The sequence below is a fragment of the Methylobacterium sp. Leaf118 genome, from assembly GCF_920984675.1.
In the GTDB taxonomy this organism is placed as follows: Bacteria; Pseudomonadota; Alphaproteobacteria; order Rhizobiales; family Beijerinckiaceae; genus Methylobacterium.
On the sequence record NZ_CAKLBV010000012.1, the window covers coordinates 24,978 to 47,867 of the forward strand.

The following is a 22,890-nucleotide window of genomic DNA, read 5'->3' on the forward strand; positions in this document are numbered from 1 at the left end:
CTACACCTCCAGCCGGGTGCGGCGGTGAAGCGGGCGCGCGAACAGTTCGGCGAGATCGCCGGCCTGATCGTAGCCCTGCACCGGGGTGAACAGCAGCTCGATCGACCACTTGGTCGCGAGCCCCTCCGCCTCGAGCGGGTTGGCGAGGCCGAGGCCGCAGACGGTGAGGTCCGGCCGCGCCGCCCGGCAGCGGTCGAGTCCGTCGTCCAGGCTCTGGCCCTCGACGATCTGGGTGCCGTCGGGCAGCAGTTCGAGCTCGGGGGCGAGGTGGGTCCGGTGCAGGTAGGGCGTGCCGACCTCCACGAGTTCGGCCCCCATCTCCCGCGACAGGAAGCGGGCGAGCGGCACTTCGAGCTGCGAATCGGGGAAGAAGAACACGCGCTTGCCGGCGAGTTTCGCGCGGTAGGGCGAGAGGGCGATGCGCGCCCGTCCCAGACCGGGCGCCGTGGCCGCGTCGAAGCGGGCCGGATCGACACCGAACGCCTCCGCGGCGGCCCGCAGCCAGCCGGTGGTGCCCTCGGCCCCGAGCGGGAACGGCGCGGGGAGGCGGCGCGCCCCGCGCTCGTCGAGCGCCCGGGCCGTCTGGGTCAGGAAGGGCTGGGCCAGCAGATAGGGGGTGCCGCGCCCGACCGCCGGCATCGCTCCGGCCCGGCGGGCCGGCAGGAAGCGGGCGGGAATGCCGAGTTCGGAGAAGATCCGGGAGAACTGATCCTCGACCACGTCGGCGAGGGCGCCGACGACGAGGAGTTCATCGGCCGCCGCCGGTCCGGCATCGGTCAGGCCGGGCACCAGAGAGGCGAGGCAGGCATCCTCACCCTCGGTGAAGGTCGTCTCGATGCCCGAGCCCGAGTAATCGAGCACCCGAACCCCCGGGGCGAGGCGCTGCGACAGGCGCAGTGCCGCCCGCGACAGGTCGAGCTTGATCACCTCGGACGGGCAGGAGCCGACGAGGAACAGGAGCCGGATATCCGGCCGCCGCTCGATCAGGCGGGTCACCACCCGGTCGAGCTCCTCGTTCATGTCGGCGATCCCGGCGAGGTCGCGCTCGTCGATGATCGCGGTGGCGAATCGGGGCTCGGCAAAGATCATCACCCCGGCCGCCGACTGGATCAGGTGGGCGCAGGTCCGCGACCCCACCACGAGGAAGAAGGCGTCCTGGATCTTGCGGTGCAGCCAGACGATGCCGGTCAGTCCGCAGAAGACGGCGCGCTGGCCGCGCTCGGGGCGGATCGCGACGCCGCATCCGGCCGCGGGAAGGGGCGCGTGGGCGTTCACCGGGCGATCTCCCCGGCCATCGGCAGGGACACCGGCGCTTCGAGGCGCGCCGCCCGCAGCTTCAGCAGGAACTGGCCTGCATTGATGAGGTAGGTCGCGTAGGCGGCGAGTGCCAGAACGAGCAGGCCGTGGGTGTCGAGGAGGCCGAGGCCGAGGGCGGCGAGGTAGGCCGTATGCAGTGCGAGCACCAGCATGCTGAACACGTCCTCCCAGTAAAAGGCAGGCGCGAAGAGGTAGCGGCCGAACACGGCCTTCTCCCAGATCGAGCCGGTGATCATGATCGCGTAGAGAAAGAGGGTCTTGACCACGACCGAGAGGTTGGCGGCCCAGGCCCCCTCGCCGGTCGCCAGGGTGCGCAGCACCAGGGCGAGGCTGATCAGGAAGACGAGGAACTGGACCGGCGCGAGGATGCCCTGCACCAGCGTCCAGGGAGAAGCGTCGCGGCGCTGCCGCTCGGCGGTCGTATAGAGCGCTGAGCGCTCGCCTTGGCGTTCCTGCACTTGGCGTGGCCGCATGGCGTCCGCCCTCGCTTGCCTCGGGCCCCGTCTTCGCAGGGCCTCAACCTGGCACCGAACGTGGCCCAGCCCCGGCAAGGTGTCAACTCAGGTTGACGCTTTTGCAGGATGACAATAGTTCCCGTCGTATTCCGTCGCAGGCATTGCCAAGGCGTCGAAGAGGCGTATCGTGCAAGGCGACACGTCCGGTTGTGGGGCGGCCCCGTCGAATCGTGCATTAAGCTGCGTATCGACCGCATCCTGGGAGGCGCCCATGGGAGACTGGAGGCATTTTGGGGAGCGGCTGGAATGGCCCACCCCTGCCCCCGCTTCCGCCTCGGACTGCCGCTTCGCAGCCGAGCCTCAGGCGGATTCCGTCTTTGCCCGGCAGCCCGACGGCGATGGGATGCGCCGCCGGCTCGCGGGTGTGGTCGAGGCCGAGATCCTTCCCCGCCTGATGCTGGCCCATCGCGACCGGCCGCGCCCGGTCGAGGCCGGCGCCGGCCGACACCCGACGCCCGACGAGATCGAGCGCCTCTGCGCACTGCTCCTCGCCCGCGCAGAGGGGGATGTCGCCACCCACCTGCTGCGATTCCTCGACGAGGGCCTGACCCTGGAGGGGGTTCTGGTCGAGCTCCTGACCCCCGCCGCCCGCCATGTCGGCGCGCTGTGGGAGGAGGACGAGTGCGACTTCATCGAAGTCACCCTCGCGCTCGGGCGCCTGCAGGCCGCCGCGCGCGATCTCTGCACCCGATTCGGGGACGATGGCGGGCCGCGGGAGCGCAGCATCCTGCTCTTGCCCTGCCCGGGCGAGACCCACGTCTTCTGCCTGTCGATTCTGGCGGGCATCTTCCGGGAGGCCGGCTGGGACGTCACGACGGCGGCCCTCGACTCCGGAATCGACCCGTTGAGCCTCGCCCGTGCGGACTGGTTCGACGTGATCGGCCTGACCCTGTCCTGCGACGTGCTGGCCCCGGTCATCGCCGATTCGATCAGCGGCCTACGGACCGCCTCCTGCAATCCGGCGACGCGGATCCTCGTCGGAGGCCCTTATTTTACCCGGAATCCGGATCACGTCCGCATCGTTGGTGCGGACGCGACCGCCGAGGATGGCCGGCTTGCACCCCTGATCGCGGAAAGCTTGCTTGAAAAGCGGACGCGAGCCTGTTGAAAGAAGCGCTTTCGACATCATCACGAAGTGGTGACTTTGAGCAGCTTGGCGAGTCTCCCCCCGCGGCGTCCATCCGGGACGCTGCATCAGGCGGCCGGCCTCCTCGACGGTGAGGCGGCCGGGCTCCTTGTTGCGGCCGCGAGCGACATCTCCCTGATCATCGACGGCGACGGCGTCATCCGCGACGCCGCGTCGAGCCGGGCTGACCTCGACGACGAGGGCATCGCGGCGTGGCGGGGGCGGGCCTGGATCGACACGGTCACCGTCGAGAGCCGGCCCAAGATCGACGCGCTCCTGCGCGACGCCGCCGCCGGGACCATGACCCGCTGGCGTCAGGTGAACCACCCCTCCCCCAACGGGCCCGACCTGCCGATCCGCTATTCCGGCCTGCGCCCGAACAAGGACGGCCCGATCATCGTCGTGGGCCAGGACCTGCGGGCGGTGGCCGGGCTTCAACGCCGGCTCGCCGAGGCGCAGCAGGCGCTGGAGCGCGACTACGACCTGCTGCGCGCCGCCGAGACCCGCTACAAGCTGCTGTTCCAGCTCTCGGGAGAGGCGGTGCTGGTGGCCGATGCCGGCACGCGCCGGATCACCGAGATCAACCCGGCGGCGATCCGCCTGCTCGGGCGACCGCAGAAGCGCGTCGTCGGCCTGGATGTGGCCGATCTGTTCGAGCCCGCGGGCCTGCGGGAGCTGCACGGGCTGTTCGCCGGCCTGCGCAGCACGGGCCAAGCCTCGGACCTCGTGGCGCGGCTCGCAGGCGGCCGGGGCGAGGCCCGCCTGTCCGCCTCGCTGTTCCGGGGCGACGGCGCGACCTCGGTGCTGCTGCGACTCTCGCCCCTGGCCACCGGGCCGGCCGAACCCGCCGGGGTTCCGGGCGGCGCCCTCGCGGTGATCGAGCGGATGCCCGAGGGCTTCGTCGTCACCGACACCGCCCGGCGCGTCCTCATCGCCAACGCCGCCTTCCTCGACCTCGTGCAGCTCGCCACCGAGGAGCAGGTGCGCGGTCAGCCCCTCGACCGCTGGCTCGGCCGCGAGGAGACCGAGGCGCTGGCGCTGTTCGCGACCCTGCGCGAGCACGGCGCGGTGCGCCACCACGCGACGGTGCTGCGCGGCGCCTACGGCTCGATCGCGGATGTGGAGGTGGCCGCGGTCTCGGTGCCCTCGGCCGACCAGCCCTGCCTCGGCTTCACCCTGCGCTCGGTGCCGCGCCGGGTCGCCCCCACCCATGCGGGCGGGCACGACCTGCCCCGCTCCGTCGAGCAGATGACCGAACTGGTCGGTCGCGTCTCGATGAAGGCGCTGGTGCGCGAGACCACCGACCTGATCGAAAAACTGTGCATCGAGGCGGCGCTCCGGATCACCCGCGACAACCGCGCCTCGGCCGCGGAGATGCTCGGGCTCAGCCGCCAGGGACTCTACGCTAAGATGCGCCGCTACGGCATCGGCGACCTTGACGGGAGCGATCCCGAGCTCGTTCCCTGAGTTCCCTTCCGCCGTCATGCAATATTTTGCATTATCGGAGGGCGGCGGAACCTGTCAGGGTTGTGGCCGACCTGGTCGCCCTGTGTAAAGTTTGCTTGACACTTTGGCGGCGGTGGCTAGCCTGAACCCCATGGCCACGCCCGCACCCAGTGCCGTCGTCGAACTCCTCAAACCGATCACGTGGTTTGCGCCCATGTGGGCGTTCGCCTGCGGGGTCGTCTCCTCGGGGCAATCGACCTCGGGGCAATGGCCGGTGATCGCGGCCGGGGTCATGCTCGCCGGTCCGCTGGTCTGTGCCACGAGCCAGGCGGCGAACGACTGGTTCGACCGGCATGTCGACGCCATCAACGAGCCGAACCGTCCGATCCCCTCCGGCCGCATCCCCGGTCGCTGGGGGCTCTACCTCGCGGCGGGCTGGACGGTGCTCTCGCTCCTCGTCGCCGCCATGCTCGGGCCCTGGATCCTGGGGGCGGCCCTGTTCGGTCTCGTCCTCGCCTGGATCTATTCCGCGCCGCCGATCCGGCTGAAGCGGAACGGCTGGTGGGGCAACGCCGCCTGCGGCCTCTGCTACGAGGGTCTGCCCTGGTTCACGGGGGCCGCCGTGATGGCCGCGGCGATGCCCGACATCCGCGTCGTCGCGGTCGCGCTCCTCTACGCGATCGGCGCCCACGGCATCATGACGCTCAACGACTTCAAGTCGGTGGAGGGCGACCGGGCCCTCGGCCTGCGCTCGATCCCGGTGCAGATGGGCCCGCGCTACGCCGCCCTCTTCGCCTGCCTCGTGATGGCGCTGCCGCAGACGCTGGTGGTCTCGCTCCTCCTGATCTGGGACCGGCCCTGGCACGCGGGTCTGGTGGGCCTCCTGCTCGCGGGCCAGCTCGCCCTGATGGCGCATTTCCTCAAGGATCCGCGGGCCCGGGCGGCGTGGTACAACGGCACGGGCACGACCCTCTACGTGCTCGGCATGCTGGTCGCGGCCTTCGCCCTGCGGCCCCTGGTGCAAGGGGTCGCGCCGTGACCGGCCTCCCCTTCTCCTGGCTCCAGATCGTCCGGCTCGGCCTCGTCCAGACCGCGCTCGGCGCCGTCGTCGTGCTGATGACCTCGACGATCAACCGGGTGATGGTGGTGGAGCTGGCGCTCCCCGCGATGGTGCCGGGCGCGCTGGTCGCCCTCCACTACGCCACGCAGGTGCTGCGGCCCCGCTGGGGCTACGGCTCGGATGTCGGCGGGCGGCGCACCTCCTGGATCGTCGGCGGCATGGCCGCGCTCTGCCTCGGCGGCTTCGGCGCCGCCAGCGCCACGGCTCTGGCCGAGACCCATCTGGCGGCGGGCCTGTGCCTCGCGGTCCTGTCCTTCCTGCTCGTCGGCATGGGGGCGGGCGCGGCGGGGACCAACCTTCTCGTCCTGCTCGCGACCGGCGTCGCCCCGGGCCGCCGAGGGGCGGCCGCGACCATCGTCTGGGTCATGATGATCGCGGGCTTCGCGATCACGGCGCCGCTCGCCGGCCATTTCCTCGATCCGTTCTCCGGTCTCCGGCTCATGGCGGTCTCGGGTACGGTCTCGGCGCTCGCCTTCGTCGTCGCGGCGCTGGCGGTGACGGGGCTCGAGCGGCGCCCGTCGGCACCGGTCGCCGAGCCGCTGGGCAAGCCGCCGTTCCGGGCGGTGCTGGCCCAAGTGCTCGCCGAGCCTGCGGCGCGGCGCTTCACCCTGTTCATCTTCGTCTCGATGCTGGCCTACAGCGCCCAGGAACTGATCCTGGAACCCTATGCGGGCCTCGTCTTCGCCATGAGCCCGGGCGCGACCACCAAGCTGGCGGGGCTCCAGCACGGGGGCGTGCTCGCGGGCATGCTGTGCGTGGCCGGGATCACCGTCTTCGTCGGCGGGCCGGTCTTCGGTTCGCTCAAGCTGTGGACGGCGGTCGGCTGCGCCCTCTCGGCCCTGGCGCTCGGGCTCATCGCCGCCGGCGGTCCCGTGGGGCCGGACTTCCCCCTGCGGGCCGCGGTGGCGGCGCTCGGCTTCGGCAACGGCGTCTACGCGGTCGCCGCCATCGGTTCGATGATGGCGCTGGCGGGAAGGGGCGGCGAGGCCGAGCGGGGCACCCGGATGGGCGTGTGGGGTGCGGCCCAGGGCGTGGCCTTCGGCGCGGGCGGGTTCCTCGGGACGCTCGCGGTCGATCTCGCCCGGCTCTTCGCCTCCGAACCGGTCACCGCCTACGCCGCGGTCTTCGCCGCGGAGGGCGTGCTGTTCCTCGTCGCCATGGCGATCGCGGTTCGCGTCGAGCACGCCTCGGTGGCTCGGCGGAGCAATCCGCTGACGCAGGCGGCGTCTTTCCAACTCAGTCCCGGCTTCGACGCGAGGTAGCGGCATGACCGACCACGGCGCTCCTGAGACCTTCGACGTGGTGGTGGTGGGCGGCGGTCCCGCGGGGGCGACGGCGGCGACCGATCTCGCCCGGGCCGGGCGGCGGGTGTTGCTCCTCGACCGGGCCGGGCGGATCAAGCCCTGCGGCGGCGCGATCCCGCCCCGCCTGATCCGCGACTTCGCGATTCCCGACGAGCTTCTGCTCGCCCGCATCCGCAGCGCCCGGATGATCGCCCCGAGCGAGCGCCACGTCGATATGCCGGTGGGGGACGGCTTCGTCGGCATGGTCGACCGCGCCCAGTTCGATCCCTGGCTGCGCGACCGCGCCCGGCTCGCCGGGGCCGATTGCCGCGACGGCCTGTTCACCCGCATCTCCCGTGAGGACGGGGGCGCCACCACGGTGCATTACCGGGACGGCAAGGACGGCCCGGAGACCTCCGTGCGCGCCCGACTCGTCATCGGCGCCGACGGGGCAAGCTCGCCGGTCGGGCGGGCCGAGATCCCCGGTCATGCCCGCATGCGGCAGGTCTTCGCCTATCACGAGATCGTCCGGGCCCCGTCGGGCGAGGGTTACGACGGCACGCGCTGCGACGTCTATTACCAGGGCCGCCACTCGCCGGATTTCTACGCCTGGGTCTTCCCGCACGGCGACACGCTCAGCATCGGCACCGGCAGCCTGCGCAAGGGCTTCTCCCTGCGCTCGTCGATTCGGGCCCTGCGGGCCTCGACGGGGCTCGACGCCTGCGAGACCCTGCGCCGCGAGGGCGCGCCGATCCCGCTCAAGCCGCTGAAGCGCTGGGACAACGGCCGCGACGTGCTGCTGGCCGGCGACGCGGCCGGCGTCGTCGCTCCGGCCTCGGGCGAGGGCATCTACTACGCGATGCTCGGCGGGCGGCTCTCGGCGGAGGCCGCCGAGGCCTTCCTGGCGACCGGCGATGCCCGCGCGCTCGCCGGGGCGCGCAAGGCCTTCATGCGGCTGCACGGCCGGGTCTTCTGGATCCTCGGGATGATGCAGTGGGTCTGGTACCGCAGCGACGGATTGCGCGAGCGCTTCGTGGCGATGTGCAAGGACAAGGACGTCCAGCAGCTGACCTGGGACGCCTACATGAACAAGGAGCTGGTCCGGGCCAAGCCCGCCGCCCATGCCCGGATCTTCTTCAAGGATCTGGCCCACCTGTTCCGCTGGGTCTCGCCGTGACGACCCTGCTCGGCGGCGATTGGGGCCCGCCCCTGGTGACGGCGCTCGCCGCGCTGATCGTCGCCGTGGCCGGCGGGATCGCGACGCGCACCGACGCCTGGTACCTGCGCCTGCGCGTGCCCGCCTGGAAGCCGCCGGACTGGGCCTTCGGTCCGATCTGGACCGTCATCATCGTCATGACGGCCACCTCTGCGGTCGTCGCCTGGAACGCCGATCCGGACCCGACCGTCCGCACGCGCCTCGTCGCGGCCTTCACGGTCAACGGCATTCTCAACATCGCCTGGAGCGTGATCTTCTTCCGCCTGCGGCGCCCGGACTGGGCGCTCGCCGAAGTCGGCCTGCTCTGGCTCTCCATCGTCGCCTTGATGCTGGTCGCGGGCCAGGCCTCGACCCTCGCGGTCCTGCTCAACCTGCCCTACCTCGCCTGGGTCAGCGTGGCGGCCTGCCTCAACCTCAGCATCGTCCAGCTGAACGCGCCCGCGACGCCCCTGGCGCCCCCCACTCCCTCGCCGCCCGCCCGGGAGGCGTGAGGCATGGCCGAGCTCTTCGCCAGCGGGCGCATCGTCGATGTCATCGTCGGCCTCGTCGTGCTGGAGGCCCTGCTCCTCCTGGCCCTGCGGGCACGGAGCGGGCGCGGTCCCTCCCCCGGGGCGCTCCTCTCGAATCTCGCCGCGGGAGCAGCCCTGATGCTCGGGCTGCGCGCGGCCCTGACCGGCGCGGAGTGGCCGGTGGTGGCGGCGTGGCTGATCGCCGCGCTGCTCGCCCACCTCACCGAGATGGCGATCCGGTTTCGCTGACGTACAGCCCCCCGCTCGCGCGGGTGTGAGGGCGCGACCATGGAACAACCGTGAATGGATCGCGTTCGGTGCGCGATCGTCCGGTCAGAATAAGAATCAGAACAAGTGCGTCCGGGGTCGTCACGCATCGGGAGACCGGCTTCATGATACGACGCAGACGCGGCTCCGGATGGGTCGTCCTGACCACCTTGCTCGCGGCGGGGCCGGCCCTCGCCCAACCGAGCGAGGCGGACCTCGTCAAGCGCGGCGAATATCTCGTGACGGCGGGCGATTGCATCGCCTGCCACACGGCACCAGGCGGCAAGCCGTTCGCCGGCAATTATGCCCTGAACACGCCGATCGGCACGATCATGACGCCGAACCTCACGCCGGATCCCGAGACCGGGATCGGCAAATGGGACTATGCGACCTTCGAAAAGGCCTTCCGCCAGGGCATCGGCGACGAGGGCGAGTATCTCTACCCGGCCTTTCCGTTCGGCTGGTACACCAAGGTGAACGACGAGGACACCAAGGCGATCTTCGCCTACCTCAAGTCGCTTCAGCCGGTGAACGAGAAGCGGAAAGAGAGCCAGATCCCGTTTCCCTACAATATCCGCACGGCGCTGATCACGTGGCGCACCGCCTTCTTCACCCAAGGCCGCTTCGAGCCTGATCCGAACGTCAGCGCCGAGGTCAACCGCGGCGCCTATCTGGTCGAGGGTCTGGGCCATTGCGGGATGTGCCACAACGAGCGCAAGCTCGTCGGCAACACCAGCCTCGCCGGCAAGCTCGGCGGCGGCGTCATCGACGGCTGGTACGCCCCCAACATCACCCCCGACGGGCACCAGGGGATCGGCGCGTGGTCCGATGCGGAGGTCGTGACTTATCTCAAGACCGGCACGGCGCCGGGCAGTCGTCCCGGCGTCGCCGCGGGCCCGATGCGCCAGACCATCGAGGAATCGCTGTCCAAGATGACCGACGCCGATCTGAAGGCGATGGTCGCCTACCTGCGCACGGTGCCGGCCAAGCAGACCTACAAGGAGAAGGATCTCCAGGCCTTCAACCAGCCCGGCGCGCCGGGCGCGGACGTCTACCTGACCTATTGCTCCTCTTGCCACCGGCCGGACGGCAAGGGCGTCGAAGGCGCGATTCCCGCGCTCGCCGGCAACACCTCCGTCCAGTCCGAAGGGCCGCAGACGGTGCTGCGGGTCATCTATGGCGGTCTCGCGGCCCAGAGCGGGTACGCGCCGATGCCGGCGATCGGCCAGGACATGACCGAGCAGCAGGTCAAGGATGTGACCGATTACGTGCGCAATGCCTGGGGCAACAAGGCGCCGGTGATGAATGCCGGCAGCGCCGTCTCCGAGGCCAAGGCGGCGACGCAGACCATGCTGGCCGGCACCGCGCCCTGCGCTGAGATCGCCCAGGATTCCGTGCGCAAGGCGATCGACGACAACGGGGTGGTCGCCGAACTGAAGGGGCTGACCTCCAACGACTTCGTGCCGCGGCTCGCCGCCATCGTGCCGAAGGTGAAGGGCGCGGCGGCCGGTGCCAACGACGACGAGATCGTCAACGGCCTCACCACCGCCTATTGCCGGGCAGCCCGCGACGAGCCCGGCGACGGCAAGCTGAGCTGGCCGGCCCGGATCGGCTCCTTCGCCAACATCGCCTACAGCCAGATCAAGCATCCGGAGAAACAGGCGAGCGCCGTACCCGGCCAGCCCCCAGCCACCGGCGCGAGCCCGCCGAAGCAGCCCTGATCGCATAAGACCCGCACCGGACCGCCGGTGCGCCCTGCAACGAGGGCCAAGCCGGCGCGGGAACGCCGGCTTGGCCGAAACGTTCGGACCCTCGAACCGCCATCGCCCCCTCGGGCCTCTCTCGAGAGCCCGCGATGAGGCATGATGCGGGGACGTCAGCCCCGACGGGAGTTCGAGCGGATGCAACTCGGGATGATCGGCCTCGGCCGAATGGGCGGCAACATCGTCCGCCGTCTTCTGCGCGACGGTCACACGGCCGTGGTGTTCGACCGCGATCCGGCGGCGGTTCAGGCGCTCGCGGCCGAAGGGGCGACGGCCGCCGACAGCCTCGAAGACCTCGTCGCCAAGCTCGCTGCGCCACGGGCCGCCTGGGTGATGCTTCCGGCGGGCCACGTCACCGAGGAGACGGTGAAGGCGCTCGGCAGCCTGATGCAGGCGGATGACTGCATCATCGACGGCGGCAACTCCTTCTACCAAGACGACGTGCGCCGCGCGCAGGAACTCGATGCCAAGGGCATCCACTACGTCGATGTCGGCACTTCCGGCGGCGTGTGGGGGCTGGAACGCGGCTATTGCATGATGATCGGCGGCCACAAGGCGGTGGTCGACCGGCTCGATCCGATCTTCCGCACCCTGGCGCCGGGCCTCGGTGACATTCCCCGTACCCCGGGCCGCGACGGGCGCGATCCGCGCGCCGAGCAGGGCTACATCCATGCCGGCCCGAGCGGCGCCGGGCATTTCGTCAAGATGATCCACAACGGCATCGAGTACGGCCTGATGCAGGCCTATGCCGAGGGCTTCGACATCCTGCGCCACGCCAATTCCCCGGAGGTGCCGGAGGCGCGGCGCTTCGAGCTCAATCTCGGCGACATCGCCGAGGTATGGCGCCGGGGCAGCGTCGTCTCCTCCTGGCTCCTCGACCTCACCGCCGCGGCGCTGGCGGGTGACGAGCGGCTCGAGGGCTTCTCCGGCTATGTCGAGGATTCGGGCGAGGGGCGCTGGACGATCAACGCGGCGATCGAGGAGGCCGTGCCGGCCACCGTGCTCTCGAGCGCGCTCTACCGCCGCTTCCGCTCCCGCGAGGACGACAGCTACGCCGACAAGCTGCTCTCGGCCATGCGCAAGGGCTTCGGCGGGCATCAGGAGCCGCCGCGCCGGGGACCCGCGTCGTGATCCCCCTCCCGGCGAATGCCCGGCTGACGGCCGATGCCGAATCGACCGCCCGCGCGGCGGCCGAGCACCTGATCGAGAGGGTCACCAGCGCCACGGGTGAGCGCGCGGCGGTCTGCCTGTCCGGCGGTACGACGCCGAAGCGGCTCTACGCGCTCCTCGCCTCGCCCGAATTCGTCGGACGGGTGCCGTGGGCGCGGGTCCACTGGTTCTTCGGCGACGACCGGGTGGTGCCGTGGGACGATCCCCTCAGCAATGTCCGCATGGTGCGCGAGGCGTTCGGCCACGAGAGCCCCGTACCGTCGACCCACCTGCACTTCATCCCCTCGGACGAGGGCCCGGAGGCCGGCGCCCGCGCCTATGCGGCCACTCTCCAGGCCTTCTACGGGGCCGACACCCTCGACCCGGACCGGCCGCTCTTCGATCTGGTCCTGCTCGGGCTCGGCAGCGACGGCCACACCGCCTCACTCTTTCCCGGCAAGCCGGCGCTCGCCGAACGCGAGGCCTGGGCGGCCCCGGTGCCGGAGGCCGGGATGGCGCCGTTCGTACCCCGCATCACCTTGACCCTTCCGACCCTGACCTCGGCCCGCTCGGTGCTGGTCCTCGTCAACGGTGCGGGCAAGCAGGACCCGCTCCGGCGCCTCGCCGACGGCGAGGATCTGCCCGCCCGCCATGTCGCCAGCGCCCGCGGCGTGACCTGGCTCATCGATCGGGACGCCGCCGGGGCCTGATCCCCGGCCAACGCTTCCGAATCGGTGCAAAGCCGAAACACCGCCCGCCGGATTCGGATCGGGGTCACAGTTTCGCCGCACAGCTTGCCGGATGGTTAACCCGTGGTCCGACGGTGACGGGGGGATGGGCGCCGTGGCGGGAAATGAGTTCGTGGTCGTGCGGGATCGGTGGTCGCTCGGACGCCGCCCGGCTGTTCGCTTGACCAGCCGGCGGGTCCTGCCCGGCCCGTTGAAATCCCTCCCCCGACACCGGCCGTTCTCGACGCGGGTGACGGGGCTCGCTTTGACCGGCCTTTCCCTGGTGGCTGCCCTCGCCCTCGTTCCGCAGCTTCGGGTTGCCGCCCCCGAGCCGGCTCCAGTCGTTGAGGCCGCGCCTGCCGCTTCCGTGCGCGAGGCCGCCCCGCCGCCGCGCGTCGTCGGGGCCCCGACGGCCCCGGCCGAGACGGCACCTGCCGCCGCGGTTCCGGTTCCGCCGGTGGCCGCGAACCTCGCGCCCGCGGCTCCCGCGCGGCCCGCACCGGCGCCAGCGCTCGATCTCGGTGCCCTGCCCGTGCTGGAACTCGACGCCGCCGCCTTCGAGGCGCCGGCCCCCGTCGAGCTCCCGCGCGATCCGGCCCCGCGCGGGAATGGTGGCGCGCACGCCCGGACCACGGGAGCGCGTCTGGCGGCCCAGCCCTGAGGCGGCGGCCTACGACTTGAGTCCCGGTGGTCCGACCTGAGTCCCTCGGCTACTCTCGTGCCGGAATGGCGGGGGAGACGGCTGTGGCGTGCGCCGGGGATGTGACGGGCCGCGCGGCGCGGCGGGGATGGCGTCTGCGCGCCCTCGCGTGCCTCGCTCTCCTCCTGCCGATCCCCGGGGCCTCGGCGCAGGAGCGTGTCGCCACCGCCCTCGTCGTCGCCGTCGACATGTCCGGCTCCGTCGACGACGCGCGCTACCGTCTCCAGATGGAGGGCATCGCCGAGGCGCTGGAGGATCCCACCGTGCGCGCCGCGATCCAGTCCGATCCCGCGGGGATCGCCTTCGCGCTCGTCACCTGGGCCGACACCGCCCGCCTCGCGGTGGCGTGGCGCCGCATCCGCTCGAAGGCCGATGCGGACGCCGCCGCCGCATCGGTGCGGGCGGTGCCGCGGCATGCCGGTGAGTTCACCTGCCTCGGGCGGATGCTGCGCATGGTCGCCGCCTCGGTCCTGCCGGCTCTGCCCGTCGCCGCGGACCGCGTGGTGGTCGACGTGTCGGGTGACGGCATCGATAACTGCGCCGACGTGGACGCGATCCATGCCGAGCGCGACGGGCTCCTGTCCGCGGGCACCACCCTCAACGGATTGCCGATCCTCGTGCCCGGCGAGAACGACGTGGTCGGCGTCGGCGCCTACCGCGCCCCCGGCTACGGCTTGCGCGCGCTGCCGCCCCAGAGCGACCGCGACCGCACGACCCTGGAGGCGTGGTACCGCGCCCATGTCGTCGGCGGGCCCGGCGCCTTCCTCCTCACCGCCCGCGGCTACGGTGACTTCGCCCGAGCCCTGCGGCAGAAATTCGTGATGGAGATCAGCGGACTCGCCCCGACTGGAGCCGGGCGCGGCAGCGTGGCGCGGCGGTGAGGAGGAAGGCGCCGGAGCGGCCCCCGTTGCGGCGTGCCCCCGTTTCCGCGTGGAGCGAGGCGTCCCCGCCCGGCCCCGTCAGGCGAAGTGCTTCGAGAGCTTCAGCCCCTGCGCCTGGTAATTCGAGCCGGCCCCTGCCCCGTAGAGGGTCTCGGGTCGCTCCAGCATCCGCTCGTAGACGAGACGGCCGACGATCTGGCCGTCCTCCAGCAGGAACGGCACGTCGCGGGAGCGCACCTCCAGCACCGCCCGGGCGCCCGTGCCGCCCGCCTCGCCGAGGCCGAACCCCGGATCGAAGAAGCCGGCATAATGGACGCGGAACTCGCCCACCAGCGGATCGAACGGCACCATCTCGGCGGCGAAGTCGGCGGGCACCCGCACGGCCTCCTTGGAGGCCAGGATGTAGAACTGGCCCGGATCGAGGATCAGCGTGCGGCTCGCATCGGACCGCAGGGGCTCCCAGAAATCGGCGGTGCGGTGGGCCCCGGGGCTGTCGACGTCGATGAGCGCGGTGTACCGCTTGGCCCGGTAGCCGATCAGACCGCCGAAGCCCGAGAGGTCGACCGAGACGGCCACGCCCCCCTGCAGGGACGGGGCAGGCACGTCCACCAGGGGATCGCGGGCATGCAGGGCGGCGAGGGCGTCGAGCGTCAGGCGCGGCTCGCCCTGGCGGAAGCGGATCTGCGACAGCCGCGAGCCCGTCCGCACCCGCACCGGGAAGGTGCGCGGCGAGATCTCCGCATAGAGCGGCCCCCGATAGCCGGGCCCGATCTGGTCGAAGGCGCTGGCGCGGTCGGTGATCACGCGGGTGAACACGTCGATGCGGCCGGTGGAGGATTTCGGGTTGGCGCCGGCGCTGAGCCCCTCGGGAAGCGCCAGGCTCTCCTGCAACTCGGCGATGTAGACGCAGCCCGTCTCCAGGACGGCGCCGTCCCGCAGGTCGATCTCGTGGAGCGACAGCGCCTCGATGCAGGCCGCCACCGGGCGGTTGCTGCCCGGCAGGAAGCTGGTGCGCACCCGGTAGGCACGGTCGCCGAGCCTCAGGTCGAGGCTCGCGGGCTGGATCTGGTCGGCCGCGTAGGGGCGCGCCGGCAGGATCGCGCCCTGCGCGGTCAGCGCGGCGATGCCCTGCGCGGCCAGAATGCCGCCGTCCCGAACCTCCGCACCGCCGCTCATCGTCCCCTCCCCCGGCCGGCCGCCTTGTCCTCGGCCTCCTGGCGCTCCGCCGCCTCGAAGGCGATCACCGTCCGGACCAGGGACAGGCGCGCGCAGGCACCCATGGCGACGAGGCCGGCGAGCGCGCTGGCGAGCAGCGGAAACAGGTCCGGCCGCAGCCACGCGCCGGCCGCGACCCCCATGCCGCCGAGCCAGACGGCGTTGCCGAGGAGGAGCAGCGGCGAGGCCACGCCCCGGAAATCCGCTGGTGCGCCCGGCCGCGGGTCCCGGCTCGCCTGCATGGCCCGGACCACCCGCCGCGCGGCGGCGTCGAACAGCAGCGCAGCGGCGACGGCCACGAAAGCCCATGCGTTCCGGGCCGGATCCCACCACGCGAACGGCATCAGCGGCGCCAGCGCCAGCACCGGGCCGAGAAGGGCGCGCAGCGCGTCCGGGAGCGGCGGCATGAGGGCGGCAGGCCCCGGGTTCGAGGCCTTCGGCGAAGCGTTCGGCACGGTTTCTCCGGCAGGTCTCCGGCCCGTCGCCGACGGTAGGACGCCACGATTGACGGGGTATGAGGCGCCACGTACCACGACGTGACGCAGAAGTCGCGTCGCGGCCTGCGCGTCGTCCACGGAGACGTTTTTACGCGATGTACAAGGCCGAGACGCGCGGCATCACGGTGACGGTGGAGCCCCGCTTCGTCGAGGAGGAATCCTCGCCGGGCGAGAGCCGCTATTTCTTCGCCTACACCGTCGAGATCGTGAACAACGGCAGCGAGCAGGTGCAGCTGCGCTCGCGCCACTGGCGCATCATCGACGGGCGCGGCGCCTGCCAGGAGGTGCGCGGCGCGGGCGTCGTCGGCAAGCAGCCGGTGCTCGAGCCCGGCCAGTCCTTCAGCTACACCAGCGGCTGCCCGCTCACCACGCCGGACGGGCTGATGGCCGGCAGCTACACCATGGCGACGATGGGCGGCGAGAGCTTCGAGGCGGAGATCCCGGCCTTCTCCCTCGACTCGCCGCATGTCCGCCGCGTCGTCCATTAGGATGGCGGGCGACGGTTCCCGTTTGAGCCCGCTCGATCTCCTGGCGCGGCTCGTCGCCTTCGACACCGAGAGTTCGAATTCCAACATCGCGCTCATCGATGACGTGGCCGGCTATCTCGACGGCTGGGGCGTGCCCTATATCCGGGTGCCGAACCGGCAGGGCGACAAGCAGGCGCTGTTCGCGACCCTCGGGCCGCCGGCCGATGGCGGCGTCGTGCTCTCGGGCCATACCGATGTCGTGCCGGTGACGGGCCAGGCCTGGACGACCGATCCGTTCCGGCTCCGCGTCGCCGACGGGAAGGCCTATGGCCGGGGCGCGGTCGACATGAAGGGGTTCGACGCCCTGGCGCTCGCCCTCGTGCCGGAGGCGCTGGCCGCCGACCTCAAGCGGCCGATCCACATCCTCCTGTCCTACGACGAGGAGACGACCTGCCTCGGCGTCGCCGACACGATCGCCCGGTTCGGCGCCGACCTGCCGCGGCCCGGCGCCGTCATCGTCGGCGAACCGACGGAGATGCAGGTGGCGGATGCCCACAAGAGCATCGTGACCTACCACACCACCGTGCACGGCCACGAGGCGCATTCGGCCAAGCCCATGCTCGGGGCCAACGCCGTGATGGCGGCGGCCGACCTGATCGCCGAACTCAACCGCATCGCCGACGCGATGGTGACCCGCGGCGACGCCTCCGGCCGGTTCGATCCGCCCAACACCACCGTCCATGTCGGCACGATCCAGGGCGGCACGGCGCGCAACATCCTGCCGAAGCTCTGCGCCTTCCACTGGGAGTTCCGCGGCCTACCCGATCTCGACATGGCCGAGGTGCCGAAGCTGTTCGCCGCCGCCAGCGAGCGGGTGACCCGCGAGCGGCTGAACCGCTACGGCGATTTCGGGCGCATCGAGACGGTGGAGGAGGTGGCGGTGCCGGGCCTCGCGCCCGATCCCGGATCCGAGGCCGAGCGGCTCGCCCTGCGGCTCGCCGGGCGCAACGCGACCATCACCGTGCCCTACGCCACCGAGGCCGGCCGCTTCCAGGGCGCCGGCATCCCGACCGTCGTGTGCGGGCCGGGCTCGATCGATCAGGCCCACCAGCCCGACGAGTTCATCACCCTGGACCAGCTCGAGAAGGGCGCGGCCTTCATGCGCCGGCTGGTGGCGGCCTGTGCCGCCTGACCCCAACCGATGATCGTCCGCCCCCGGCCCAACCTCCTCACCATCCTGTTCGCCCTTCGCGGCTCGATCCTGCCGAAGGTCGCCCCCAAGGTGATCACGATCTCGGCGCTTGCCTGCCTCGTGGTCGCGGTCGAGCAGCGTCACGCCGTGTGGTTTCCGGTGACGGCGGGGATCGGACCCTTCACCCTGGTCGGCCTCGCCTTGTCGATCTTCCTGAGCTTCCGCAACGGCGCCTGCTACGACCGCTGGTGGGAGGCGCGCCGGGCCTGGGGCACCCTGATCGTCGAGATGCGGGCGCTGGCCCGGCTGCTGCCGGCCCTGCTGCCGGAGGACGAGGCCCTGGCCCGCCGCGCCCTGCGCCGCACGGTCGGCTTCGCCCATGCCCTGCATGCGCGGCTGCGGGGGCTCGACGAGACCCAGGCCGCCCTCGCCTGGCTGCCACCGGAGGAGGCCGACGCCCTGGCGGAGCGCCCGAGCGCCGCCGACGCGGCGCTGGCCGGCCTGACCCGGGATCTCGCGGGCGCCCTGCGCGCGGGACGGATCGGCGAGGTCACCTTCGCGACGCTGGAGCAGAAGGTCGCAAGCCTCTCGGCGATCCAGGCGACCTGCGAACGGATCCACGGCACGCCGCTGCCCTTCGCCTACACGCTGCTCCTCTACCGCACCGCCTGGCTCTACTGCCTGCTCCTGCCGTTCGGACTCGCCGGCTCCCTCGGCTGGTCGACGCCGGTGGTCGCCGCCCTGGTCGCCTACGCCTTCTTCGGCCTCGACGCCCTGGGCGACGAACTGGAAGAGCCCTTCGGCACCGACGCCAACGACCTGCCCCTCGACACGCTCCTGCACGCCGCCGCGACACCGGCCCTCGACGCCCTGGGCGAGACGCGGCTCGAAGCGCCGAAGCCGGAGCGCTTCATGCTCCGCTGAGGCCCGTCACGCCCCGCCGCGGCTATGCCCCTCCATGTCGGGGGCGACCTGCCCGAAATTCAGCACCGAGACGAGGGTGACGCCGCCGAGCACGTTCCCGAGCAGCGTCGGCACGAAGAAGCCGGTGAGGTAGGTGCCGAAGCCGATCTCGCCGATGGCGACGAGATAATAGGCGTCGACCGAGCCGGCGACGATGTGGGCGAGGCCGCACATCGAGACGAGCGATGTCATCAGCAGAATGATGAACGGCGCCGCCGAGCCCGAGGCCGGCAGGATCCACACCATCAGGGCGATCAGCCAGCCCGCGAACACCGCCTTGATGACGGTGGTCCAAAACGGGTCCTCGATGGTGTGATGGCTGATCTCGGCGAAGGCCGCGCGGACCTCCGGCTTGAACGCGTCGGTATGCGCCAGCACCGAGGCGATCACGATGGTGGCGAGGATGTTGCCGACGAGCACGATGCCCCACAGCCGCGCCACCTTGATCAGGGAGGCCATGGTCCGCTCGGTCAGGAGCGGCAGGATCGGCGTCACGGTGTTCTCGGTGAAGAGCTGCTGGCGCCCCAGCACGACGATGAGGAACCCGATCGAGTAGCCCATGCTCATGACGAGGTCGGCCCAGGGCTCGTGCGGCAGGTGTCCCTTCAGCACGCCCGGCACGATGAGCGAGAACCCCATGGTCAGGCCGGCCGCGAAGGCGGAGAGCGAGAGGGCGAGCGTCGTGCGCTGCAACTCGTCCTCGCCCTCCCGGCGGATGATCTCGTGCAGGACGAGGGCATCGGGGCGATGGCCCTTGGCGACCTCCCGGTCGTCCTCCTCGCGCTTGGCGTCCCCTTGGCTGCGGTGTTCCTGCTCGGACATGGGCCCTCGCGCGATGGACGGCCGTGGCTTGGCCGTTCCCGAAGTCCATCCCAACGTGCAGGATCGCTCTCGTGCTCCCGGTTGTGGGGAATTTTATCTCTGGTTGGCGGGGCGGAGCCCGTCCAGCATCGCGGTGATCGCGGCGCGGGCGGCCTCGACGGCGTCCGCGTCCCGCCCGCGCACGACGATGCGGTTGCGAAACCCCTCCGGCGTCATCGACGGGTAGGAGCCGATCGACACGTTGCCGTGCCGGGCCGCGATCGCCGAGAGGTCGCTCGCGAAATTGCCCTCGGGGATCGCCCCTGCCTCGATCGTCTCGGAGATCACCGGCGCGTTCGCGGTCAGCGTCGGGCGGATCGCGTCGAGCATGGCGTTCATGATCTGCGGCACGCCCGCCATCACGTAGACGTTGCCGATATGGAATCCCGGCGCCTTCGAGATCGGATTGGCGATGAGGTCCGCCCCATGGGGGATGCGGGCCATGCGCAGGCGCGCCGCGTTCAGGTCCTCCGGCCGGTGCCGCTCCAGCAGCATGGCGCGGGCGCGCTCGTCCACGTCGATCCCGACGCCGAAGGCTCTGGCAACGCTGTCGGCGGTGATGTCGTCGTGGGTCGGGCCGATGCCGCCGGAGGTGAACAGGTAGGTGTAGCGGGCACGCAAGGCGTTCACGGCCGCGACGATCTCCGCCTCGACATCGGGCACGATGCGCACCTCGCGCAGGTCCACCCCGATCTCGGTCAGCACATCGGCGATGGCGCCGATGTTCTTGTCCTTGGTGCGGCCCGACAGGATCTCGTCGCCGATGACGAGGATCGCGGCGGTGATCTCTTGGGATTCCTCGGACATGCGGCCTCTGCGGCGTGAGAACGGGTGGAAGCTAGAGCGCGGATCGGCGAAAGCGACGCGGCTCCCGTGCACGAGTGTCGCCCATGCGCTTCCCCTCCGAACTGATCGAAGGCCGTCTGGTGCGGCGCTACAAGCGCTTCCTCGCCGACGTGATGCTGCCCGACGGGCGCCTCGTCACGGCGCATTGCGCCAATCCCGGCGCGATGCTCGGCCTCAACACGGAGGGCGCGCGGGTGCTGCTCTCGACCTCCACCAACCCCGCGCGAAAGCTGCCCTTTTCCTGGGAGCTGGTGGAGGCGGACCTGTCCGGCGGGCCGCAATGGGTCGGGATCAACACGGCGCGGCCCAATGCGCTGGTCGCGGAGGCATTTCGCGAGGGGCGGCTCGGCCCGCTCGCCGGCTACGAGACCCTGCGGCCCGAGGTCGCCTACGGCAAGGCGAGCCGGGTCGACTTCCTGGCGAGCGGCGGCGGGCAGCCGGACTGCCATGTCGAGGTGAAGAACTGTCACCTGATGCGGCGCGCCGGCCTCGCCGAGTTTCCCGATTGCAAGGCCGCCCGCTCGGCCCGGCACATGGAGGAACTGGCCGGCGTCGTGGCCGCGGGCGGCCGGGCCATGCTGATCGTGGTGATCCAGATGCAGGCGGAGGTCTTCGACGTCGCCCGCGACATCGACCCGGTTTTCGACCGGGCGTTTCGGGCCGCGCTGGCCGCGGGCGTCGAGGCCCGGGCCTATCGCTGCCGGGTCGGGCCGGAGGGCGTGGCGATCGCCGATCCGGTGCCGATCCTCACGCCGGGTGCCGTTCCGCCGCCCGCTCGAACACGAGGTTGAGCCGGGTGCGGGTGGTGATCCGGTAGCCGTAGCCTTCGAGGAGGGCCGGCAGGTCGATCTGCCACTGGTCGGTGCCGTTCTCGACGATGAGGAGCGCAGGCCGCAGCGTCGGCGGGGCCTCCCGCAGGAACGGCTCCAGGATCAGATCCTCGGCCCCCTCCACGTCGAGCTTGATCGCGTCGATGCGTGCGATCCCTTCCGAGCGGCAGAGGTCCAGCAGCGTCACCGCGGGCACGCGGATGGCCGCGTTCTTGTGGGTGCCGACGATCTTCACGCTCGACTCGCCGCGGTTGCGCGGATCGATGAACAGGGTCAGCTCGCCGGCCTTGTCGGCCACCGCGCAAGCGATGGCCTTGACGGTGCCGAACGGGTTCTGGCCGATGTTGTAGATCAGCCGGTCGAACACGTCGGGCTGCGGCTCCACCGCCAGGATGCGGGCGCGGGGGCCCGTGAAGCCCGCCACGAACAGCGCGTAGGCGCCGATATTGGCGCCGACATCGAGGAACACCGCATCCTCCGGCAGGCGCTCCCGCAGCAGCGCCCGCTCCTCGGCGTCGAAGAACTGCGGGGTGAAGAGCACCTTCTTCTCGCAGTTGTTGTTGTAGGGATGCAGCCGCATCCGCGCGCCGTAGCGCACCACGTCGAGGGGCTTGCCCCGCAGCATCGAGATCGCGATGCGGCGCAGCAGCATGGCCATTCGCCGGCCGCGCCAGGAATGCTCGTTGAGCCGCTGCGTGCGCGCGGCGATCCGGGCGACGAGCCCGGTCGGGGCGTAGGTGCCGTAGGGCGAGGAATCCGTCATCGTGCCGGGGTGATGCCAGCCCCGCAGGGCGGCGGCAAGTCGGGCCTGCTTCCGCGCTGCCGTTCCGAGACGATCGGCCCGGCCGTGAGCCAAGCTATCGCGGGCCGGATCGCGGGCCGAAGGATGGACCAAACCGCGCATCGTGTCGCTGTCTAAGCCTGCGGGACCTTTGACATCGGCGCGCGGGCGCCCGATGACACGACCCCATGCAGAGCTTCGATTCCGACGGCGTTGAGATCGCCTTTATCGACGTGCCGGCTCAGGGAGGAACGGGCGATCCGATCCTGCTGATCCACGGCTTCGCCTCGAACCACGCGGTGAACTGGGTCAACACGCTCTGGGTCAAGTTCCTGTCGGAGGCGGGCTACCGCGTCATCGCCCTCGACAATCGCGGCCACGGCCAGAGCCAGAAGCTCTACGATCCCGCCGCGTACGGCGCCGATCTGATGGCCGGCGACGGCCTGCGGCTGCTGCGCCATCTCGGCATCGCGCGGGCGGACGTGATGGGCTATTCCATGGGCGGGCGCATCGCCGCCCATCTCGCCCTCGACCACCCGGCGGAGGTGCGCTCGCTCCTGATCGGCGGGCTCGGCTTCCATCTCGTGGACGGGCACGGCCTGCCGCAGGGCATCGCCGAGGCGCTCGACGCCCCGCCCGGAGCGCCCGCGCCGAACCCGACGGCCGCGAGCTTCCGCACCTTCGCCGAGCAGACCAAGAGCGACCTGCGGGCCCTGGCCGCGTGCATCCGCTCCTCGCGCCAGACCCTGTCGCGGGCCGAGCTCTCGGCCATCGACACGCCGACGCTGGTCTCGGTCGGCACCCTCGACACGGTGGCGGGCTCGGGCACCGAACTCGCCCGGCTGATGCCGAATGCCCGCGCCCTCGACCTGCCGGGCCGCGACCACGGGACGGCGGTCGGCGACCGGCTGCACCGCAAGGGCGTTCTGGAATTTCTGGCGCAGCGGCCCTGATCAGCCCGGCGCGGCGAGCCAGACCGGCACCCATCGCGCCGGCCGCGGGGCCCGGGCCAGATCGGCCCGCGCCGCGTCGGGAGGCGCCGGGGCACCCTCGATCGCCGGGCGGCCCTGATCATCGAACCGCGGCAGGATGCGGCCGTCGCAGAACCGGCCGAGCGCGGCGGAGAACCACAGGCCGAGATTCGGGGTCGGCCCGGGCCTGTTCGTGGCGCAGGGTCCGCAGCAGCGGCGTGATCGCGGCGGCCTCGGGAAAGGGCTC

At 71.5% G+C, this 22,890-nt stretch carries 24 protein-coding genes; 17 read left to right on the top strand and 7 right to left on the bottom strand.

Translation table 11 applies throughout. The features are described 5' to 3' along the window. Positions 1-1,275, bottom strand: coding sequence for a ferredoxin:protochlorophyllide reductase (ATP-dependent) subunit N (locus tag LW587_RS07425; RefSeq protein WP_232628954.1), 1,275 nt, complete (start codon positions 1,273-1,275; stop codon positions 1-3). Continuing rightward, on the bottom strand, positions 1,272-1,790 hold the full coding sequence (bchF, locus tag LW587_RS07430) for a 2-vinyl bacteriochlorophyllide hydratase (RefSeq protein ID WP_232628955.1): 519 nt from the start codon (positions 1,788-1,790) through the stop codon (positions 1,272-1,274). The genes LW587_RS07425 and bchF overlap by 4 nt, the downstream gene beginning before the upstream one ends. Positions 1,791-2,043: 253 nt before the next feature. Here bchF and LW587_RS07435 point away from each other — a divergent pair, with 253 nt between their 5' ends. From LW587_RS07435 to LW587_RS07490, 12 genes are all read left to right on the top strand, one after another. Then, entirely contained in the window at positions 2,044-2,940 is an 897-nt protein-coding gene (locus LW587_RS07435) for a cobalamin B12-binding domain-containing protein (protein ID WP_232628956.1), read from the top strand. Positions 2,941-2,967: 27 nt separating this feature from the next. Next, a complete protein-coding gene (gene ppsR / locus LW587_RS07440; protein WP_442919099.1) occupies positions 2,968-4,425 on the top strand; it encodes a transcriptional regulator PpsR in 1,458 nt (485 codons plus the stop codon). 130 nt (positions 4,426-4,555) lie between these two features. Then, positions 4,556-5,443 (top strand): chlorophyll synthase ChlG, encoded by an 888-nt coding sequence (gene chlG, locus LW587_RS07445; protein WP_232628958.1) that lies wholly within the window; start codon positions 4,556-4,558, stop codon positions 5,441-5,443. Next, positions 5,440-6,786 carry a BCD family MFS transporter gene (locus LW587_RS07450; protein WP_232628959.1) on the top strand — a complete coding sequence of 449 codons (1,347 nt, stop codon included), beginning with the start codon at positions 5,440-5,442 and terminating at the stop codon, positions 6,784-6,786. Before chlG ends, LW587_RS07450 begins: the two co-directional genes overlap by 4 nt. Positions 6,787-6,790: 4 nt before the next feature. Beyond that, positions 6,791-7,984 carry a geranylgeranyl diphosphate reductase gene (locus LW587_RS07455; protein ID WP_232628960.1) on the top strand — a complete coding sequence of 398 codons (1,194 nt, stop codon included), beginning with the start codon at positions 6,791-6,793 and terminating at the stop codon, positions 7,982-7,984. Further along, entirely contained in the window at positions 7,981-8,514 is a 534-nt protein-coding gene (locus tag LW587_RS07460; RefSeq protein ID WP_232628961.1) for a TspO/MBR family protein, read from the top strand. The genes LW587_RS07455 and LW587_RS07460 overlap by 4 nt, the downstream gene beginning before the upstream one ends. Before the next feature lie 3 nt (positions 8,515-8,517). After that, the gene (locus tag LW587_RS07465; RefSeq protein WP_232628962.1) at positions 8,518-8,781 is read left to right on the top strand and encodes a hypothetical protein; all 264 of its coding nucleotides are present in this window, start codon (positions 8,518-8,520) and stop codon (positions 8,779-8,781) included. A 143-nt stretch (positions 8,782-8,924) separates the two neighbouring features. Further along, positions 8,925-10,520 carry a cytochrome c gene (locus LW587_RS07470; protein ID WP_232628963.1) on the top strand — a complete coding sequence of 532 codons (1,596 nt, stop codon included), beginning with the start codon at positions 8,925-8,927 and terminating at the stop codon, positions 10,518-10,520. Positions 10,521-10,700: 180 nt separating this feature from the next. Further along, on the top strand, positions 10,701-11,693 hold the full coding sequence (gene gnd / locus LW587_RS07475) for a phosphogluconate dehydrogenase (NAD(+)-dependent, decarboxylating) (protein WP_232629011.1): 993 nt from the start codon (positions 10,701-10,703) through the stop codon (positions 11,691-11,693). Then, complete coding sequence (pgl, locus tag LW587_RS07480) at positions 11,690-12,421, top strand: 6-phosphogluconolactonase (protein WP_232628964.1); 732 nt, start codon at positions 11,690-11,692, stop codon at positions 12,419-12,421. The genes gnd and pgl overlap by 4 nt, the downstream gene beginning before the upstream one ends. A gap of 475 nt (positions 12,422-12,896) precedes the next feature. Beyond that, positions 12,897-13,100 carry a hypothetical protein gene (locus LW587_RS07485; protein WP_232628965.1) on the top strand — a complete coding sequence of 68 codons (204 nt, stop codon included), beginning with the start codon at positions 12,897-12,899 and terminating at the stop codon, positions 13,098-13,100. A gap of 83 nt (positions 13,101-13,183) precedes the next feature. Continuing rightward, a complete protein-coding gene (locus LW587_RS07490; RefSeq protein WP_442919100.1) occupies positions 13,184-14,020 on the top strand; it encodes a DUF1194 domain-containing protein in 837 nt (278 codons plus the stop codon). A gap of 78 nt (positions 14,021-14,098) precedes the next feature. Here LW587_RS07490 and LW587_RS07495 read toward each other — a convergent pair whose 3' ends face one another. Further along, positions 14,099-15,196, bottom strand: coding sequence for a 2'-deoxycytidine 5'-triphosphate deaminase (locus LW587_RS07495; protein ID WP_232628966.1), 1,098 nt, complete (start codon positions 15,194-15,196; stop codon positions 14,099-14,101). Further along, positions 15,193-15,690: a hypothetical protein gene (locus LW587_RS07500; RefSeq protein ID WP_232628967.1), complete on the bottom strand. Its 498-nt coding sequence runs from the start codon at positions 15,688-15,690 to the stop codon at positions 15,193-15,195. The genes LW587_RS07495 and LW587_RS07500 overlap by 4 nt, the downstream gene beginning before the upstream one ends. Positions 15,691-15,827: 137 nt before the next feature. Here LW587_RS07500 and apaG point away from each other — a divergent pair, with 137 nt between their 5' ends. From apaG to LW587_RS07515, 3 genes are read left to right on the top strand one after another with little or no spacing between them, the layout of a single operon-like run. Next, positions 15,828-16,220 (top strand): Co2+/Mg2+ efflux protein ApaG, encoded by a 393-nt coding sequence (gene apaG, locus LW587_RS07505; protein ID WP_137828215.1) that lies wholly within the window; start codon positions 15,828-15,830, stop codon positions 16,218-16,220. Between the two features lies 1 nt (position 16,221). Continuing rightward, a complete protein-coding gene (gene argE / locus LW587_RS07510; RefSeq protein WP_232628968.1) occupies positions 16,222-17,391 on the top strand; it encodes an acetylornithine deacetylase in 1,170 nt (389 codons plus the stop codon). Positions 17,392-17,400: 9 nt separating this feature from the next. Beyond that, positions 17,401-18,315, top strand: a complete 915-nt coding sequence (locus LW587_RS07515; protein ID WP_232628969.1) for a bestrophin family protein — start codon at positions 17,401-17,403, stop codon at positions 18,313-18,315. A gap of 6 nt (positions 18,316-18,321) precedes the next feature. Here LW587_RS07515 and LW587_RS07520 read toward each other — a convergent pair whose 3' ends face one another. Together LW587_RS07520 and LW587_RS07525 are read right to left on the bottom strand one after the other, a co-directional pair. Continuing rightward, positions 18,322-19,176, bottom strand: a complete 855-nt coding sequence (locus LW587_RS07520) for a formate/nitrite transporter family protein (protein ID WP_232628970.1) — start codon at positions 19,174-19,176, stop codon at positions 18,322-18,324. A gap of 93 nt (positions 19,177-19,269) precedes the next feature. Further along, positions 19,270-20,022 carry a competence/damage-inducible protein A gene (locus LW587_RS07525; RefSeq protein ID WP_232628971.1) on the bottom strand — a complete coding sequence of 251 codons (753 nt, stop codon included), beginning with the start codon at positions 20,020-20,022 and terminating at the stop codon, positions 19,270-19,272. Between the two features lie 83 nt (positions 20,023-20,105). On the opposite strand from LW587_RS07525, the gene sfsA reads away from it, so the two are divergent. After that, a complete protein-coding gene (sfsA, locus tag LW587_RS07530; protein ID WP_232628972.1) occupies positions 20,106-20,852 on the top strand; it encodes a DNA/RNA nuclease SfsA in 747 nt (248 codons plus the stop codon). Here sfsA and LW587_RS07535 read toward each other — a convergent pair. Further along, positions 20,809-21,654 (bottom strand): FkbM family methyltransferase, encoded by an 846-nt coding sequence (locus tag LW587_RS07535; RefSeq protein WP_232628973.1) that lies wholly within the window; start codon positions 21,652-21,654, stop codon positions 20,809-20,811. The two genes, sfsA and LW587_RS07535, sit on opposite strands and share 44 nt — an antisense overlap. Before the next feature lie 206 nt (positions 21,655-21,860). Here LW587_RS07535 and LW587_RS07540 point away from each other — a divergent pair, with 206 nt between their 5' ends. After that, positions 21,861-22,625, top strand: coding sequence for an alpha/beta fold hydrolase (locus LW587_RS07540; protein WP_232628974.1), 765 nt, complete (start codon positions 21,861-21,863; stop codon positions 22,623-22,625). Positions 22,626-22,890: the final 265 nt, after the last annotated feature.